At 56.5% G+C, this 12,479-nt stretch carries 20 protein-coding genes; all 20 read left to right on the forward strand.

The annotated features are described in order from the left end of the window. Nucleotides 1-17 precede the first annotated feature (17 nt). Complete coding sequence (locus tag ACLTXB_RS05780) at nucleotides 18-383, forward strand: synapsin-1 (Synapsin I) (RefSeq protein WP_317380767.1); 366 nt, start codon at nucleotides 18-20, stop codon at nucleotides 381-383. Then, nucleotides 380-790: a hypothetical protein gene (locus ACLTXB_RS05785; protein WP_317380766.1), complete on the forward strand. Its 411-nt coding sequence runs from the start codon at nucleotides 380-382 to the stop codon at nucleotides 788-790. The genes ACLTXB_RS05780 and ACLTXB_RS05785 overlap by 4 nt, the downstream gene beginning before the upstream one ends. A gap of 104 nt (nucleotides 791-894) precedes the next feature. After that, nucleotides 895-1,833, forward strand: coding sequence for a ParM/StbA family protein (locus ACLTXB_RS05790; RefSeq protein ID WP_428226344.1), 939 nt, complete (start codon nucleotides 895-897; stop codon nucleotides 1,831-1,833). After that, entirely contained in the window at nucleotides 1,826-2,116 is a 291-nt protein-coding gene (locus tag ACLTXB_RS05795) for a hypothetical protein (protein ID WP_417306164.1), read from the forward strand. The genes ACLTXB_RS05790 and ACLTXB_RS05795 overlap by 8 nt, the downstream gene beginning before the upstream one ends. A gap of 14 nt (nucleotides 2,117-2,130) precedes the next feature. Further along, nucleotides 2,131-3,279 (forward strand): DNA (cytosine-5-)-methyltransferase, encoded by a 1,149-nt coding sequence (gene dcm, locus ACLTXB_RS05800; RefSeq protein ID WP_428226345.1) that lies wholly within the window; start codon nucleotides 2,131-2,133, stop codon nucleotides 3,277-3,279. Beyond that, nucleotides 3,276-4,244: an amidoligase family protein gene (locus ACLTXB_RS05805; RefSeq protein WP_428226346.1), complete on the forward strand. Its 969-nt coding sequence runs from the start codon at nucleotides 3,276-3,278 to the stop codon at nucleotides 4,242-4,244. The genes dcm and ACLTXB_RS05805 overlap by 4 nt, the downstream gene beginning before the upstream one ends. A 5-nt stretch (nucleotides 4,245-4,249) precedes the next feature. Further along, nucleotides 4,250-4,501 carry a hypothetical protein gene (locus tag ACLTXB_RS05810; protein WP_428226347.1) on the forward strand — a complete coding sequence of 84 codons (252 nt, stop codon included), beginning with the start codon at nucleotides 4,250-4,252 and terminating at the stop codon, nucleotides 4,499-4,501. Continuing rightward, the gene (locus ACLTXB_RS05815) at nucleotides 4,494-5,012 is read left to right on the forward strand and encodes a gamma-glutamylcyclotransferase family protein (RefSeq protein ID WP_428226348.1); all 519 of its coding nucleotides are present in this window, start codon (nucleotides 4,494-4,496) and stop codon (nucleotides 5,010-5,012) included. The genes ACLTXB_RS05810 and ACLTXB_RS05815 overlap by 8 nt, the downstream gene beginning before the upstream one ends. Nucleotides 5,013-5,038: 26 nt before the next feature. Further along, nucleotides 5,039-5,434 (forward strand): hypothetical protein, encoded by a 396-nt coding sequence (locus ACLTXB_RS05820; RefSeq protein WP_428226349.1) that lies wholly within the window; start codon nucleotides 5,039-5,041, stop codon nucleotides 5,432-5,434. Next, entirely contained in the window at nucleotides 5,424-5,906 is a 483-nt protein-coding gene (locus ACLTXB_RS05825) for a hypothetical protein (protein ID WP_428226350.1), read from the forward strand. Before ACLTXB_RS05820 ends, ACLTXB_RS05825 begins: the two co-directional genes overlap by 11 nt. Then, nucleotides 5,903-6,295 carry a DUF3846 domain-containing protein gene (locus ACLTXB_RS05830; protein WP_428226351.1) on the forward strand — a complete coding sequence of 131 codons (393 nt, stop codon included), beginning with the start codon at nucleotides 5,903-5,905 and terminating at the stop codon, nucleotides 6,293-6,295. The genes ACLTXB_RS05825 and ACLTXB_RS05830 overlap by 4 nt, the downstream gene beginning before the upstream one ends. 185 nt (nucleotides 6,296-6,480) lie before the next feature. Then, entirely contained in the window at nucleotides 6,481-6,675 is a 195-nt protein-coding gene (locus tag ACLTXB_RS05835; protein WP_428226352.1) for a hypothetical protein, read from the forward strand. Beyond that, on the forward strand, nucleotides 6,665-7,816 hold the full coding sequence (gene metK / locus ACLTXB_RS05840) for a methionine adenosyltransferase (RefSeq protein ID WP_428226353.1): 1,152 nt from the start codon (nucleotides 6,665-6,667) through the stop codon (nucleotides 7,814-7,816). Before ACLTXB_RS05835 ends, metK begins: the two co-directional genes overlap by 11 nt. After that, nucleotides 7,813-8,559 carry a phosphoadenosine phosphosulfate reductase gene (locus ACLTXB_RS05845; protein ID WP_428226354.1) on the forward strand — a complete coding sequence of 249 codons (747 nt, stop codon included), beginning with the start codon at nucleotides 7,813-7,815 and terminating at the stop codon, nucleotides 8,557-8,559. Before metK ends, ACLTXB_RS05845 begins: the two co-directional genes overlap by 4 nt. A 12-nt stretch (nucleotides 8,560-8,571) precedes the next feature. Continuing rightward, nucleotides 8,572-9,204, forward strand: a complete 633-nt coding sequence (locus ACLTXB_RS05850) for a hypothetical protein (RefSeq protein WP_428226355.1) — start codon at nucleotides 8,572-8,574, stop codon at nucleotides 9,202-9,204. Further along, on the forward strand, nucleotides 9,201-9,974 hold the full coding sequence (locus ACLTXB_RS05855; protein ID WP_428226356.1) for a hypothetical protein: 774 nt from the start codon (nucleotides 9,201-9,203) through the stop codon (nucleotides 9,972-9,974). The genes ACLTXB_RS05850 and ACLTXB_RS05855 overlap by 4 nt, the downstream gene beginning before the upstream one ends. Before the next feature lie 9 nt (nucleotides 9,975-9,983). After that, nucleotides 9,984-10,574 (forward strand): hypothetical protein, encoded by a 591-nt coding sequence (locus tag ACLTXB_RS05860; RefSeq protein ID WP_428226357.1) that lies wholly within the window; start codon nucleotides 9,984-9,986, stop codon nucleotides 10,572-10,574. A gap of 1 nt (nucleotide 10,575) precedes the next feature. Continuing rightward, entirely contained in the window at nucleotides 10,576-11,319 is a 744-nt protein-coding gene (locus ACLTXB_RS05865; RefSeq protein ID WP_428226389.1) for a DNA-methyltransferase, read from the forward strand. Between the two features lie 56 nt (nucleotides 11,320-11,375). Beyond that, entirely contained in the window at nucleotides 11,376-11,702 is a 327-nt protein-coding gene (locus ACLTXB_RS05870; RefSeq protein WP_428226358.1) for a DUF6329 domain-containing protein, read from the forward strand. 427 nt (nucleotides 11,703-12,129) lie between these two features. Continuing rightward, a complete protein-coding gene (locus ACLTXB_RS05875) occupies nucleotides 12,130-12,474 on the forward strand; it encodes a type II toxin-antitoxin system RelE/ParE family toxin (RefSeq protein ID WP_297710896.1) in 345 nt (114 codons plus the stop codon). Nucleotides 12,475-12,479: the final 5 nt, after the last annotated feature.

A 12,479-nucleotide genomic window follows, 5' to 3' on the forward strand; every position in this document is an offset into this window, starting at 1 on the left:
TGCCCTTGGAGGCGGAAGTGGAGATCCTGGAAAAGCTGGGGGCTGATCTGCGGATCGGCTCTGGGGAGATCGCTGCCATTTTGAAAAAGCACGGTGTGGAGGCAGACGTGGAGCGACTCCAGGACAGCTACCGGAAACGGCTGGGGCAGCGGCTCATGGCCAGTATCCGGGATGAGGAGGGGCGCCGCGAGGTGTTGGCCCGCGGCAGTGAGTACATCGTGGTGGAGTGCTGCAGCGACCAGCAGGCCCTCAAGGCTATCCGCCACCGTATCCATAGCCAGATGAATGGCCTGGATGATTCCGCCGGCAAGGTGCGCCGCCGTATCCGTGTGCTGGATCGTCTGGTGGGAAATCTTATGCTGGGTAGGAGGAAGGAATCGTGAGTGTATTGGATACCGCAGATACCATTCGGGCGCGTTATGAGGGGGCCGCCCCCCAGCTGGACCCGGAGGGCTTCCGCCTGTTCCGTGCGGCTGGGGAGATCACCGGCATCCGAAACTTATGGGAGGAGTTTCCCTACGAGGACGCCTGTGGCCGGTTTGAAGAGGCCAATGGCCATGAGCTCCTGCGTTACCTCACCGCCGCCCATTTCGGGGCCGTCTCCTGGGAGGTCGTGCCTGGGACCACCTATGAGCGGGCCATTCTGCGGGAGGTGGATACCTCCACCGAAGAATACCAGGCGTTTGCACGGCAGCTCTATGCCAAAGCGCTGGAGCGTATGGGTTTGGAAAAACCAACACTCAAAAAAGAAGAAGGAAAGAAAATGAGCAGAGGAGGCGATGCTCGATAGCAAAGATCAACAAAGGCGCATGGCACACCAATGGCGTAAAGGTCCGACCGGCCCGCGCGACGGCCCAGAAAAGAAAAAGTGAGGAAGAATCGAGGTAACACCAGATGAGCGAACCCATTATGATCGGCGTGGACCATGGCTATGCGGCCATGAAAACTACACACTGTACGTTTCCCACTGGATTGGTGGAATATGAGCACGAACCCTACACCCGAAAAGGTGTGTTGGAGTACGGCGGAAAGTTTTATGTTGTGGGCAGCGGCCGCCAGCCGCTCCAAAAAGACAAAACCCAGACAGAGGACTATTACCTTCTGACCCTTGCGGCCATCGCCATGGAGATGGGCTTTCGGGGAACAAACGGTATGGCAGATATCCATTTGGCAGCAGGCTTGCCCCTGACCAGTTTTGGGCGGGATAAGAAAGCATTCCGTGACTATCTGCTCCGGGCTGGTGGGCCGGTGACCTTTCGGTATGAGGGCGAAAGTTATACCATCACCGTTTCGGATGTGTCTCTGTTCCCCCAGGGCTATGCGGCTGTTCTGACCCAACCGGAACTGCTGGACGAACCCTCTGTCATCGTGGCGGATATCGGGGGCTGGACGGTGGATCTGATGCGCCTGGACAGACGAATCCCCAACGCCGCCACCTGCCGCAGCCTGGAGTTGGGCATGATCCGCTGTGTGGATGAGATCGGAGAGCAGGTGCGGCGGCTGTTTGGCCTTTCCCTGACCGCACCTCAGATCGAGAGCGTCCTGCGTGGTGACTCGGCCAGCATGGATGAGCGAGTCCGCGCTGTCATCCATGCCCAAGCGGATAAGTATGTACGGGGACTGCTTTCCGCCATCACGGAGAGCGGTCTGGATGTGCGGGCCATGCCCACAGTATTCCTGGGCGGCGGCGCAGCCCTGATGAAACGGCACGGTGGGGCCGTTGAGGGCCTTTTCCGGCCTTTTATCCTGGATGATGTATGTCTGAACGCCAAGGGATATGAACGCCTTGTGGCCCAGATGTCGCGGGGAGAACGGAGAGAACGGGATGGCTGAGAAACGGCGGCTGAACCTCTCCTTCTCGTTGTCCTCCCCTTACCAACGGGAGGCGTGGCGTATCCTGCGGGCCATCCCTGCGGGACAACGCACTGACGCGGTATGCCGGATGGTTTGCAAAGCACAGGAGCAGGACGCCCTTCTCTCTGCCATGCGGGGCCTGATCCGGGAGGAACTGCGGGATATCCAGTGTAAAAGCGAACAAACGAAGCAGGCCGGGGACGTGGATGACAGCGTCCTCGGTTTTCTGCGTGCGCTTCAGGAGGGAGATGATATGACCTGATCCGTTATTTTGATATGTTTGCCGGGGTGGGCGGTTTTCGGGCTGGACTGACCCGTGTGGGCGGGTTCCAGTGCGTTGGCCACTGCGAGATCGACAAGTATGCTGAAGCCAGCTACCGTGCCATCCACGACATCCGAGAGGAGGAACGATATTATCCAGATGCAAGAGCCATTGACCCAGACGACCTGCCCCAATTCGACCTGCTGTGCGGGGGATTCCCCTGCCAGGCATTTTCTAATGCTGGCCGAAGGAAAGGATTTGCCGACGCCAGAGGCACTCTGTTCTTTGAAATTGCCCGACTGGCTGAAGCCAAACGGCCACGGTATCTGCTGCTTGAAAATGTTCCCGGCCTTTTATCGCATGACCATGGGAAGACCTTTGCGGCCATCCTCTCCGCATTGGATGACTTGGGGTATCATGTCGAATGGACTGTGCTTAACTCAAAACATTTTGGAGTTCCCCAATCAAGGAAACGGGTGTTCCTTATCTGCTATCTTGATCCCCGATGCGCCGGAAAAATACTTCCTGTCTTCGGAGATGGTGGAAAAGCTCTTATACAAGTCCTTGGAGGGTCGCAGGGACACCGGGTCTACGACCCGGAAGGAGTAGCCTGTACCCAGACGGCTGGTGGGGGCGGACTCGGTGTGAAAACCGGGCTGTACCTGATCCCGCCGGCGGCCCCCTTCGTGGATCTGAGCGCGGGCGCGCCGCACCGGACAGACAAGGCCCGCTGTCTCACCGCCCGCTATGGGCAGACAACACTCTCTACCCATCCAAGGGAACGGTCTGGAGTACTGTACATCAAGGAGGCCACTAAAAAAGGCTGGAAAGCAGCTTACCCAGGAGACACAGTTGATCTGGGCTATGCTGGGAGCAACACCCGGCGCGGGCGTGTGGGCCACGACATTGCCCACACACTGGAGACCAGCAGCATCCAGGGCATCGTGGAGCGCGGCGGGCGCATCCGCCGCCTGATGCCCCGTGAATGTTTTCGCCTCCAGGGGTTCGAGGATGAGCAGATCGACAAGATCCTGGCTATCACCTCAGATGCCCAGGCTTATAAACAGGCGGGCAACGGCGTGACAGTCAACGTAGTGGAAGCCATTGGCAGGCGTATCAGGGCGGTGGATGAGCAGCTTAGGAAGGAGGATGCTGCAGCATGAGCGAGATCGGCATCAAGGACCAGTGCTTCGGTGTGGAAGTGGAGATGACAGGCATCACCCGTGAGCAGGCCGCTCATGCTCTTGCAGACTATTTTGGGACAAGCCCACAATATCTTGGAACTGGCTACGACACTTGGGGAGCTACAGACCCGGAGGGGAAGATATGGAAGCTGATGAGCGACGCCAGTATCCGGGCGGAACGAAAAACACGGACAGGATATACCTCAAATGCCGGAACCAGTTACCGTGTAGAAATGGTCACACCGAAGCTCACCTATGCAGAACTTCCAAAATTCCAGGAGTGTATCCGTAGGGTGAGGGCTGCAGGGGCCAAAGTCAACAGCTCCTGCGGCATCCATGTCCATGTGGATGCCGCCAACCATAACCGCCAGAGTTTGAAGAATCTTATCGGCATCATGTATTCCAAAGAGGACATTCTGTTCAAGGCATTACAGGTAAACGAGTCCCGTGCTTCCCGATGGTGCCAGAAGGTGCGGGAACCCATGCTTCTGCAGGCCAGGACATTGTCCTCAGAAGAAACAAAAGATCTGACCCAGCTGGAGAGCATCTGGTATGAAGGAGACATTGGCAACGATGAACATTACAACTGGACCCGCTATTACGCCCTGAACCTCCACTCTGTCTTTTACCGCGGTACCGTGGAGTGGCGCTGCTTCAACTCTACGCTCCACGCAGGCCGGGCCGCAGCTTATGTCAATCTGTGTCTGGCGATTTCAGCCCAGGCCATTGCTCAGCGCAGCACTGTCATGCGCAAGACCCACAGCGACAACGAACTGTTCACGTTCCGGGTGTGGCTGGTGCGCCTGGGGCTCAACGGAGACGAGTTCAAACACACCAGAGATCATCTTCTGGCAAATCTGGAGGGTGACCGTGCCTGGAGATATGACAAGGACAGTTATGAGGTCAATCGGAAAAAGAAGAAACAACGAGAAGCGGAGAGGTGACGCTGATGAAGATACGGATAGAAGAAACCATATATGAGGGGACCGGAGCAGAGATCCTGGATCAGCTGCGGCTGGCTTCCTTTGACCCTTTGGAGTTCCCGGATGCGGAGAGTTACCTCTGGCAGCTCCAGAACAATTTTATCCGCATGACGGATCAGGAGTGCCATCTGCCGGAGGCCGGACTGGAAAAGCAGGCACAGGTCATGTTCGCTGCTCTGGCCAAGGTCGGCGCACTGGAGGTGTTGGAGGATGGCTGATAAGCTGTATTTTGCCTATGGGAGCAACATCAACCTGGAGCAGATGGACTACCGCTGTCCAGATGCCACGGTGGTGGGGCCGGTGGTACTGGAGAACTACGAGCTGCTGTTTCGCAGAGGTGGTTTTGCCACTATCGAGCCAAAGAAGGGAGAACGAGTCCATGGCCTGCTGTGGAGCATCACGCCGGAGTGTGAGCGATCCCTGGACCTTTATGAGGGGTATCCCCGCTTTTATGATAAGCAGACCGTGACAGTACGCGACGGTCTGGGCCGGGAATTGCCTGTGATGGCCTACATTATGGATGAGCGGTTCCGGGAACCGATGCTGCCTACGGAACCCTATTACAACGGCATTCTGGAGGGCTACAGGCAGAACGGCCTGCCGGAGGCATCTTTGAAAAAAGCATGGGAGCACGCCGTCCAGGAGGTACATCAGGAGACAGAGCGGATCAACGCCAACTTTACGAACTGCACCAGACCGTCCAAGCGGCGGGGCGGCTATGACCGCTGACACTATGATGCGGGAGGAGGAGCGGTATGTCCAGTAAAAAAATCTCGCTGACTGGCGAGGTGCATATCAGTACCGGAAGCATCTACACCACCGTGGACGCACTGGAAGCAATGAAAGTCATCGGTTTGGCCTACGGTCTCTACAGTCACGCCGAAGAAGTTCGGGGTCAGCGTGTCATGTTGGACGAGGGCGGTGGACACCCTGTCCTCGTTGTGCAGGAGGACATAAGCCACCACGGGAGTCCCCTGTGGGAAACGATTTGTACCCTGACCGATGATCCCCGGCAGATTCCGCGGTATCTGGCCTTCCGGGACGCGCTGAAGATGCTGAGGGAGATGGATCGAGAGCAGGAACGCTCGCCTGTTCCCCAGGTGCCGGTGCGGCAGATCAAAAAAGATGGGAAAAAGCACCATGAGCGGTGAAAAATATTCGTTTTTTGACGTGCCGGAAGATGACATCTCGCCCCTGTTCACAAACAAGCTGCAGGAGCAGGCACACGTGGGGTGCCTGCGGGGGAGATTTCAGGATGGCGGGATCGCGGTGGATTGGTTTGGAGGGAATGAGACCCTGTGTACGCCGGAGTTTGACGCGGAGCTGAAGGACCTGTTGAAAAACCTGTGCCAGGACGGGCCGTTGGATGACTCGCAGGCTATGAGGCGTTTTTGCCTGGAACGCCCCCAAGCAAAAATGTCAGGGCGAGATACCTTTTTTGCTTTTCGTATCGACACCAGCCGGTATCGCTATTATTTACGTCTATTCCTGCAAAAACAGAAGTTTTTTATCTTCTGCTATCAGCCCGATCAATTTAAGCAGGATCGTCCCACGCCGGACTATCATTACCAATACCGTAAAAAACCGAGAGCAAAACAAAAGTCAGGAGGCGAACGCGCGTGAAGGTTTTGGTGGTAGAGCCGATGAAGGAGTGCTACACCAAAGAGATCAACGGCCTGGAGGAGATGCAGGCACTTGTAGGCGGGTATATCCAGGCCATCTACCCCTTCCCGGATAAAGCAGCTGTGGTCTGTAACGAGGAAGGAAAGAACCTGGGCCTGCCTTTCAATCGCCCACTGTTCGATGAAAATGATTTGCCCTACGATATCATCTGCGGCACATTTTTTGTGGTGGGTTTAGGTGTAGAGGACTTTGTTTCTCTGACAGAGGAGCAGATCCGTCGGTACAAGGAACATTATGATAGGGTCATGGTCCTCACAGCAGCCAAAGAAACGACACCCCAGCACAAGCCCCCCCATCCACACAAATACAGACGTGGTGTGGAACGGTGAACACGGAGGAGCCTATGACCAATTACGACCTAACCAGCATAGGCGCTGTTTCTGCCTCCGCAAAGCTGGCACATATTCGCGCCAATCAGGAGCCGGATTAGAGCAGCTATAACGCCGCATGGCTCCATGGCTACGCAGACGCCCTGACCAATGTGGCAGATGCCCTGGAACACCAGCAGGAACTTATGGACTCTATCATTGGCTGCATGGGCGAGCAGTATGACAGCGCAGAATTATACGACATTCTCCACAATGCCCTGGCAATGTCCGACGAGGATATCCTGTCTTTGGGTTTTGACCTGCCCCAGTGCCATGAGTATGACACGGAGATATCCACAAAAAGACCAAAAGGAAGGAAATTTGCACTCTATGAGAGATAAATACATCCTGACCGCTGAGTCGGTCACCGAAGGGCATCCGGACAAGCTGTGTGACACCATCGCAGATGCTGTTCTGGATGCCTGCCTGCTCCATGACCCCGGCGCCCATGTGGCCTGCGAAGTCATGGCCACAACTGGCAAGCTCATCGTGGCAGGTGAGATCACCGCCACGGAGCTGCCGGATATCCCCGCCATCGCCTGCAGCACAGCCTGTAAAGCGGGATACCCCAGTCTGGACTATGAGGTGGAAGTCATCACCCGTGACCAGAGTCCCGATATCGCCGGGGCTGTTTCCCAGGAGGACAAGCTTGGCGCAGGCGATCAGGGCATCATGTACGGTCATGCCTGTTCGGAGACGGAGGAACTGCTCCCGCTGCCCGTTGTCCTGGCCAATCGGCTGACCTGTCTGCTGAGCCACGTCCGCAGGACCGGACGCATCCAGGGGTTGGGGCCGGACGGCAAAGCACAGGTATCTGTGGAGTATGTGTTCGGCCAGCCCAGCCGGATCACCAGCGTGGTGGTCTCCTGCCAGCATGATCCTGACAAGGATATGGAGATGCTGCGCCGGGAGATCCATACGGAGGTCATCCAGCCTGCCCTGCGGGAACTGCCCCCAGATGAAGGAACAGAGATCCTCATCAACCCCTCCGGGCGCTTTGTGCTGGGCGGCTTTGAGGCGGATACTGGGCTGACGGGGCGCAAGCTCATGGTGGACACCTATGGTGGTCTTGCGCCTCATGGCGGAGGGGCACTGTCTGGGAAGGACGGGAGCAAGGTGGACCGCAGCGGGACCTATATGGCCAGATACATCGCAAAGAACATCGTAGCGGCGGGTCTGGCAGAGAAGTGTACAGTCAGCTTGGCCTATGCCATCGGCAAAGCTGATCCAGTCGCAGTGGACATCGATACTCACGGCAGTGGTGAGTACGGGGACGATGTGCTGGCTCAGGCGGTGCGGCAGGTGTTTGAATTGACGCCCGCCGGGATGATCCGCACACTGGGGCTGGACAAGCCCATTTTCGCCCAGTTTTGTAATTATGGGCACTTCACCCATCAGGATGCACCTTGGGAGCAGTGTGACTGTGCGGACCTGCTGTGGAACGTGTGCAGAGTCAAGGAAGCAGGTGTCTCCAGCCGGTGAGATATGTTGCTTCCTGCTCCTTTGGCAAGGACAGTCTTGCCACTATCTTACTGGCCAGGAAGCATGGAGAACCGCTGGATGAGGCGGTCTACTGCGAAGTCATGTTCGACAAGACGATTTCAGGCGAAGTCCCGGAGCACCGGGATTTTATATACACCAAAGGTATCCCCGCCCTGGAGAAGATGGGCATTAAGGTCACCATCCTTCGCTCAGAAAAAACCTATGTGGATCTGTTCACTGGGCGTGTGACCCGTGGACCCAAAAAGGGGATGGTACGCTCCTTCCCGGTGTGTGGGAAGTGCTATGTCCAGCGGGACTGCAAGCTGCGGCCCATTGAGCGATACCGAAAAACACTTCCCCCGGATACCGTTCAATACATTGGTATCGCTAAAGATGAGCAAGCGCGGCTGCTGCGGCTGGGCGGAGACCAAAAGATCTCCTTGCTGGAGAAATATGATTTCACCGAACAGGACGCCAAGGAGCTCTGCCAAACGGCAGGGCTCCTTTCGCCTGTCTATGAATTCACAGACAGGGGCGGCTGCTGGTTCTGCCCCAATGCCAAGCAGAAAGAACTGCGGCACCTCTACGACCATCACCCGGATATGTGGAATAGGATGCTGGAATTGCAGGCTATACCGGGGAAAGTATCCGAAAAATTTGACCGCAAGCGGCGCTTTTCCGATATTGACGCACTGTTCCGTCAGGAGGACGCCTGCAATGAAGCAGCCGGAAAGGCAGCATAGCAGAAAAAAGGAGTGAGAGAAACGAGCAACCAGAAGTATGAGATCACGGACATTGCCCATGAAAAATACCCCTTCCTCCACCGTATCCGCGCTCTGCGGGACATTAGGCCGGACATCAAAGCTGGGGATCTGGGCGGCTTTGTAGAGAGCGAGAGCAACCTCTCCACTGAACTGGAGGACAATGCATGGATCTATGACGACGCCGTTGTCTGCAATAACGGCTACGCGGATCGGGGCGCTGTTCTTCGAAATGAGGCGATCGTGTGCGGCGACGGCTATATTTCCCATGGGGCTGTCGTGAGTGGACACAGCCGGGTCGAGGACAGCGCCTATGTGCGCGGCGCTGTCCTCAACGGCCACGCCCGGGCTTCCGGATGCGCTGTCGTGCGCTGTTCCCGGGAGAGCGGTCACCCCCCGATCCTCTCAGGCCACTGTGCAGTTTACGGGAACGTGTCTGGTGATGTGCGGCTGACCGGGAGCACAGTGATCATCAGCGGTGAGGAGATCTATAACGACACTCTGGACACCCTGGTCATCAGCGGCCAGAATCGTTCTGTTATCCGCCATCCCGCCAGGGATGAACTGGCGCCCCAGATACCGGAGCCGCAGCAGGAAAAGAAACAGCGAAAAGAGGTGGAGCGGTGAGCAACTTCTTTGAACAGGAGCTGTGGTATCTGTTCGGCGATGAGCAGGTCATCGACACTCCTTACTGTTCCGGACAGAGCTGTTACGGGACACTGGACAGGGATCTGCGGGTACGGATACAGTTTATCTCCACCCACATTTCCGGCCAGTACGATGCCCTGAAGCTGACTGTTTTGAACCGGATCAATGGACCGGTGGACATCCAGGTACTGAAACTGGGGGATATTCTGGGCAAGAAGCCCATCCCCGGCAACCCCAATTTCCGGGAAGGTGTGGCTCCCCACATCTGGGATAGCTATGGGAAATTCGAGTGGTACGCATATCGCCCCACAGAGGCCGACTATGAGACAGTCCGGCAGGCTGTGGGCCGTTATCTGGATGTGTTTCGGGACCGGACTCTGGAGCGGACCAGAAATGGCCCAAAACTGGTGTACATCTGTGCACCGCTCCGGGGTGACGTGGAAAAGAACATCAAGTTCGCCCGCCAAAAGGCCCAGGAGGTGTTCCAGGCGGGCGACATCCCTGTCTGCCCCCACCTGATGTTCCCGCCTATCGCTGACCCGGAGAATCCACAGCAGGATCAGGCAACGCGGGAGATGGGCCTGCGGCTGGTGGAGCCCTGCCAGCAGGTCAATGTGTATGGCCCTGTACGAACACCGGGGATGCAGGCGGAGATCCATCATGCAAAGGAACTTGGTATCCCAGTGAAGGAGGAACAGCCGGAGATGAAGAAAACAAAGAGCCGCTCCAAACGTGGACAGGCCAGATAGGAGGTAACGATGGCAGAGATCAAGACAGTCACTGCCGATGACCTGCGGCAGATGGAGGATCAGGAGGGTCTTGTCCTCCAGGGCTGCGGCGGCGACCTTCAGGAGTGGGTAGACGGCATCAATGATCTGTTCACCGAGGCAGGTATCCTGCAATCGGGAAGCCGATTTGGAAGGGTATCAGTATTTCAGCAGGATGGCCTGACAAACCTGCTGTTTCCCTTTGAGGGTGTTCAGTTGGATGTGGGAAAGCTGGCTATATGGCGGCTCCAGACCCATGCACAGTTCGGCGGCACATGGCTCAGCGACTATGTCCCCAACCGGCTGGGCGGATTTGTCCAGGAACAGAGACCCACAAAGCCCAAAATGGCGCTGGTGGGCCGCGACGGGAATATCTTTTCTATTATGGGTACCGCCTCCCAGCTGCTTCAAATGGCAGGAATGCATGACCAGAATAGGGAGATGATCGACCGCGTTACCTCCTGTAGTGACTATAACAAGGCCCTGCATATCATCAGCGAGTATGTGGAGACGGAGCTGACACCGCCTCCCATCCACCAGAGATCCAATAAAAAGAAAGCGAGGGATGCCCATGAGCGATAACATGAGCGACAAGTGGAAGATCATCCAGGGAGACGCCCTGAAGGTGCTGGAGGGCTTTGCCCCCGGCACCTTCGATGCCGTCATCACCGACCCGCCCTACGCCTCCGGGGGACGCACTCAGGCGGAGAAAAACAAGTCCACTACATCCAAGTATTCCAGCATGGGAGAGAATGCGCCCCCTCCTTTCGAGGGGGATGCCAAGGACCAACGTTCCTGGACCCGCTGGGCGGCAGAGTGGCTGTATGAGGCTCGGAAGCTGTGTAAGCCCGGAGCGCCGGTGTGTATGTTCATCGACTGGAGGCAGCTCCCCGCTGCCACCGACGCCCTCCAGTGGGCGGGATGGATCTGGCGGGGTACCGCTGTTTGGGATAAGGGCAACAGCCGCCCCCAGAAGGGTCGCTTCCGCCAGCAGGCGGAGTACATCGTCTGGGGCTCCAACGGGGATATGCCCCTGAGCCGCCCGGTGCCCTGTCTGCCCGGTGTGTTCAAGTACGGCAATCCCCAAAATCGCATCCATCTGACCGAGAAGCCCCTTCAGCTCATGCGGGATGTGGTGAAGATCGTGGAGCCGGGTGGCCACATCCTGGACCCCTTTGCCGGTAGCGGCACCACGGTATTGGCTGCTGTGCTGGAGGGCTACACTGCCACTGGCATTGAAGTTACTGACGAGTACGCCCACCGGGCCAGGGAGCGGATCGCAAAGGAAGTGGGTGTCTACGAGGACTTGAGTGGAGTGGCATCTTAATGGAAAAGCAAACTTCGGCCAAATTTTTCCGAAAACCAACTCATGTGTTAGGTTTGATGGATAGTACCGCTATCATCCGCCCTACACCCTTTCGAATCATCAGAGAGATCATCCTCACAGATGCCCAATACCACCGTTTCCAGTCTGATCTGCTGGCAGAGCGGCCATACATCGCGGCCAGGACCAAGCTTACCGGCTATGACCGGGAAACTGGAGGATTCTGCTGTCTGCTAGTCACCAGCCGCAATCGGAAGGATGGTATCCTTGTGGATGGTGAGGGTTATCACTATGCCAGATACGCGGCTTATGTCCCAAACAAGCAGGCACTGGATCTGCGCGGTGTGGTCCGGGATAATTTGGACTTAAAATCAAAAGAACGATGATTTCAAGAGTGGGTACAGCAAGGCATTTTGTGTATATGCCCTGCTGTTTATTTTTCATGGACGGCCAGGGGCAGGGTGTCATGTATTGACACCCTGCTTCAGTTTTTTGCGCAGTTTCATCAAATAAGGGTGTCAATACATGACACCCAAAGGAAGGAGGATACATGGGGACCAAGGAGAACCATCTGCAGCAGGAACAGTGTGGGAGTTTTTCTTTTGAGATGCGGCCCCACTAGGGCCGGGGCCTATGCCGCCCGCAGGCGGCGACGGCGCAAGCATAGCGCAAATGTACATTTTGCGCGCTTGCAGGGGATAAACCCCTGCCCCCCATGCCGCCTGCGGGCGGATATTCGGAGTACAGAAGGAGAAAACAAGATTGACACCCCCTATTTAATAGGGTATAATTTGAATCGAAGGAGGAAAAAATGTGACAAGACTTTTTGTGGAGCTACCCTCCTTCCGAAATGACTGGAGGGCGCTCGGACTGGCGGATGGTGACTTACGTCGTCTACAGGAGGAACTGTTGACTGACCCGCAGGCCGGACGTGTCATGCAGGGGACTGGCGGCATCCGAAAGATCCGCTTTGCTTATGAGGGCCGCGGCAAAAGCGGCAGCATCCGGGTCATTTATATCGACTTCCCTGCTTATGGGAAATTGTATCTGTTGACTGCATATGCTAAGAATGAGGCGGAGAACCTGACCAAAGCAGAACGTAATGAATTGAAAAAATTAGTGGAGATCCTGGAACAGGAACTGCGTATGAAGGAATAGGAGGT

This window comes from Flintibacter sp. (genome assembly GCF_046973065.1).

Bases quoted from the DNA above. Each gene is read 5' to 3' on its own strand.
- ACLTXB_RS05835 (WP_428226352.1), top strand. From the start codon at position 6,481: ATGGACTCTATCATTGGCTGCATGGGCGAGCAGTATGACAGCGCAGAA.
- ACLTXB_RS05795 (WP_417306164.1), top strand. From the start codon at position 1,826: ATGGCTGAGAAACGGCGGCTGAACCTCTCCTTCTCGTTGTCCTCCCCT.
- ACLTXB_RS05865 (WP_428226389.1), top strand. From the start codon at position 10,576: ATGAGCGACAAGTGGAAGATCATCCAGGGAGACGCCCTGAAGGTGCTG.
- dcm (WP_428226345.1), top strand. From the start codon at position 2,131: ATGTTTGCCGGGGTGGGCGGTTTTCGGGCTGGACTGACCCGTGTGGGC.
- ACLTXB_RS05820 (WP_428226349.1), top strand. From the start codon at position 5,039: ATGTCCAGTAAAAAAATCTCGCTGACTGGCGAGGTGCATATCAGTACC.
- metK (WP_428226353.1), top strand. From the start codon at position 6,665: ATGAGAGATAAATACATCCTGACCGCTGAGTCGGTCACCGAAGGGCAT.
- ACLTXB_RS05815 (WP_428226348.1), top strand. From the start codon at position 4,494: ATGGCTGATAAGCTGTATTTTGCCTATGGGAGCAACATCAACCTGGAG.
- ACLTXB_RS05860 (WP_428226357.1), top strand. From the start codon at position 9,984: ATGGCAGAGATCAAGACAGTCACTGCCGATGACCTGCGGCAGATGGAG.
- ACLTXB_RS05805 (WP_428226346.1), top strand. From the start codon at position 3,276: ATGAGCGAGATCGGCATCAAGGACCAGTGCTTCGGTGTGGAAGTGGAG.
- ACLTXB_RS05810 (WP_428226347.1), top strand. From the start codon at position 4,250: ATGAAGATACGGATAGAAGAAACCATATATGAGGGGACCGGAGCAGAG.
- ACLTXB_RS05870 (WP_428226358.1), top strand. From the start codon at position 11,376: ATGGATAGTACCGCTATCATCCGCCCTACACCCTTTCGAATCATCAGA.
- ACLTXB_RS05825 (WP_428226350.1), top strand. From the start codon at position 5,424: ATGAGCGGTGAAAAATATTCGTTTTTTGACGTGCCGGAAGATGACATC.
- ACLTXB_RS05790 (WP_428226344.1), top strand. From the start codon at position 895: ATGAGCGAACCCATTATGATCGGCGTGGACCATGGCTATGCGGCCATG.